General features: G+C 38.0%; 4 protein-coding genes. 2 read left to right on the forward strand and 2 right to left on the reverse strand.

Features of this window, described 5'->3' with window-relative positions:
• The first annotated feature begins 337 nt into the window (after positions 1–337).
• On the forward strand, positions 338–1165 hold the full coding sequence (locus AC1DPQ_RS21525) for a LamG domain-containing protein (RefSeq protein ID WP_215132291.1): 828 nt from the start codon (positions 338–340) through the stop codon (positions 1163–1165).
• Positions 1166–1234: 69 nt separating this feature from the next.
• Positions 1235–1717: a CAP domain-containing protein gene (locus tag AC1DPQ_RS21530; protein WP_477610826.1), complete on the forward strand. Its 483-nt coding sequence runs from the start codon at positions 1235–1237 to the stop codon at positions 1715–1717.
• Here the strand turns inward: AC1DPQ_RS21530 and AC1DPQ_RS21535 are convergent.
• Positions 1712–2833 (reverse strand): glycoside hydrolase family 18 protein, encoded by a 1122-nt coding sequence (locus tag AC1DPQ_RS21535; RefSeq protein WP_477585063.1) that lies wholly within the window; start codon positions 2831–2833, stop codon positions 1712–1714. The genes AC1DPQ_RS21530 and AC1DPQ_RS21535 overlap by 6 nt on opposite strands.
• Positions 2834–2846: 13 nt before the next feature.
• A partial coding sequence (locus AC1DPQ_RS21540) for a transglutaminase-like domain-containing protein (RefSeq protein WP_477610827.1) occupies positions 2847–3524 on the reverse strand: 678 nt, incomplete at its 5' end.

The following is a 3524-nucleotide window of genomic DNA, read 5'->3' on the forward strand; positions in this document are numbered from 1 at the left end:
ATTTCCGTCAATAAAAATTAAACACCTAAACATTTAGAAACAGAAAATAACCCGTATTAAGAAAAGTGATGTAAAAACGCTCATTTTACCACTCTTTTTTTACGATTTAGCCCCTCATTTTTTGATAAGCCTGCGTATATCTTTGCTTACAAGCATGTCGATTTAAAATTGAGATTATGTTTGCAGCCTAACCAAATCTTATGAAAAAAAACCAACCAAGCTTGTCTCCACTACTGTGGTTGCTGAGATCTTTTGTGTTGTTAATTATTGATTTACAGCCGATTGATCACATCCTAATGCCTTACAATTAACCAAATATTTACCTAATTCAAAAAAAATGAGAAATGAAAAAATGAAATGGTGTATGTTATTTACATGCATGTTTGTGGTGCTTTTATCTTGTAAGAAAGAGAAAGAAGAAGTTAAACAAGAAAACGGACAGGTTAAAGCCTGGGAAACATTAATAGATGGTAATTCTCTTGCCAACTATACTAATTTTGAGGCACAATGGAATTATAATTATCCCTGGGGTACCGATCATAATGGTTCTGCCCGCATGGTAGGGAGTACCTCAAATCATAACCAGATCTCGTTAAGCGGAGGTGTACTCACCATTAAAGCTACCCGCTTGGCTTCATCTCCAGGAAACAGTACTGCCAATGGTTTTACCAATATTGCTATTTGGTACAATTCAGGTGCTTGTTACGCCAAACAACAGGTTTTAATTAACGATCAGTTTCCCAGTTATACCATTTCTGGTGATTTTGCTGTACCAACCAGTAAAGGAACCTGGCCTGCTTTTTGGATTACCGGCGTTAATTCATGGCCACCTGAAAGTGATATTATGGAGTTTAAGGGCAATAACACAAATTGGCAGAATACTTATGATGGTGGTTGGGAGAATAAACTCACCGCAGTTTCTAATGCGGGTTCCTACCATAATTACAAATGCTGGTACAATAAGGTAAGTGCAACAGATGTAGATTGCCATTATTATATTGATAACGTTTGGGTAGCCAAGCATACCATGAGTAATTCGGTAAATAAACCCATGTGGCTAATCATCAATATGCAAATGGAAGGCGATAGCGGCTCTCCAGGCCCTTCTGGCAATACTTTCTACACAGGTAAAAATGTTTATATGGGTAGAGAAAGGGCTTTTTAATTTATAAAAATAAATATTCACTTTCGGAGGTAGCTTTATAGCTGCCTCCTTTTGTAGCATAAAATAAATATGAAAAAATGCCTAAGCATGTTTGCCTGTATACTGCTCTGCATTTTATTTGCACAGTGTAAAAAGGATGAAGTGTCTGTGCCAGAGAATGATGTTGATTTGGTAATTGCTAAAATTAATCTGTTAAGGCAAAGTGGGTGTAATTGTGGCACAGCGTACATGCCCCCAGTACCCACCCTATCATTAAATAACCAACTGCAAAATGCCGCAATAAGTCATGCCAAAGATATGGCACAACAAAACTATTTTGATCATTTATCTCTTGAAGGCGGTACTCCAGAGGAGCGTGCATTAAATGCAGGTTATGCAGGTGAATTTAGAGCAGAAAACTTAGCTAAGGGATATGGTCAGGCAGATCAGGTAATTGCTGCATGGAAAAATAGCGTGAGCCATTGTAAAGCCATGATGGATGCTAAAAGTAAAGAAGCTGGTGTAGGCATGGCCCAAAATTACTGGGTGGTAACCTTTGGTAATCCGTTATAATTCTTTTATCGTTTTATCAATCACATCCAATAGTCCATCGGTATAAGCATCATCTGTTAATTCCCAGAACATGATGCCATTTAATTTTTGATCAATTACATATTTGGTTTTCAATGAAATTGATTTCGGATCGTCAAAAGTGGCGAGGTATTTTGTTTGTGGATTATAATAATATGGGGCTTTGGCTTTCTCGTCCCAATAATAAGTATAGCCATTTTCTGCAGTGAACTGCTTTTTAAAATCCTTAAAAGAAACACCGCTTAAAAATTTGGTAGGCTGGTATAATCCCTGGTTGGCATCGATAGTGTTTTCAAAAATACGGGCGTAAAATGCTGCTCCTAATGCAATTTTTTGTGCGGGTACACCTAAATCTATTAAAGCTTTTACAGCGTAATCGCCTGATAAAGATTGTTGAGCGGTAGCATACAACGGGGTATGGTGGCCGCTTTGTGTCGCATATCCGCTTACCAGATCGTAGCTCATCACATTAACCCGGTTTACCAAAGGCATTACTTTATCCCATTCGAAACAAGAATCGATGCAGTTTTTTGTACCGCCTGCAGCAAAGCTAATTTCGGCCTTTTTACCTAATTTTTTACGGAGTTCTTTAATCAGTAAAGTGAAATTATGTTTATCATCAACTGTATATCTATGTCCAGGAAAACCAACTACTGCAGGGTATTCCCAGTCAATGTCTATCCCATCGGCATGGAAAAAATCGAGTATTTCTTTAGTTGTTTTGGCAAATGTTTTTCGTCCCTCAGCCCTGCTGAATACCTCCGAACAATCTTTGCAGGCACTCCAGCCACCCATTGCAATCATCACCTTTAAATCGGGATTTCGTTGTTTTAAAGTCACCATTTTAGTAATCAAGGCTGAATCCCTCGCCGAGCTTATGTTTAAACTATCACCCTTCAAATGACCGAAACTATAAATCAAATGACTCATTTTTTCGATCGGAAAGCTATCTATTACTGAATTATGTCCGGTGTAATAGGCAATAACGTTTGGTTTAATTGTTTTTTGGGCTTTTGATTGGATACTCAAAAATGATAAGGAGATGATGACTGTAATGCAGAACAGTACAGTAGGGGCGATAAACTTTCTTTTGTGCATGGGATCTAGTAAACTATTTTTCGGCAATAATATCTTGAAGTTCGTTCAATTCGGCAACTTTATCGGTAGCCCCTGCATTTTCATAAGCCGAAATCAGGTTTCTGATTACCCGGCGGATAATATCGGTATTGCTGCAAGGCCGGTAATATTCGGGCAGGGCCTCTAAATTAAGCTGGCGAAGAAACTGATCAACATCATGTTTGCCGAAGATATTACCACGGTTAAAAGCATTGATGTAGAAAAGCACACCATATTCAGTTCCTTCCTGTTTGCTATCGTCTATATAACCCAAAATAAAGTGCTGTGGCAAGTTTATTCCATACACAGGCAGGTCTAGTTTCTGTGCCAGGGTAGAATAGATAATGGCCAGCGAAATCTGGTTGCCTTTTTTGCTTTCCAGAACCTGGTTTAAATAAGAATTTTGTGGATCGTGGTGGTTTTTGGTATTGCCACCAAAACCATATTGTTGATACAAAACGTGATTGATCAGTTTTACTTTTTCAACCGAGCTCATTTCATATTGAAGGCCCAACCAGATATCCCTTTTAATTTCTTCCATCTGGTTAATTACCTTTTGCTCATCTAAATCCGGATATTGGTACCGGTTAATAATTAATGCGCCCTGCAATAAATCAAAAGCACCGCTTAAATACCATAAGCTTAAATCTTCTTTAACCGTTTTAAATTGGAT

This window comes from Pedobacter sp. 01T416_2 (genome assembly GCF_056398925.1).

Coding starts and splice junctions, on each gene's coding strand:
- AC1DPQ_RS21525 (WP_215132291.1), top strand. CDS start 338: ATGAGAAATGAAAAAATGAAATGGTGTATGTTATTTACATGCATGTTT.
- AC1DPQ_RS21530 (WP_477610826.1), top strand. CDS start 1,235: ATGAAAAAATGCCTAAGCATGTTTGCCTGTATACTGCTCTGCATTTTA.
- AC1DPQ_RS21535 (WP_477585063.1), bottom strand. CDS start 2,833: ATGCACAAAAGAAAGTTTATCGCCCCTACTGTACTGTTCTGCATTACA.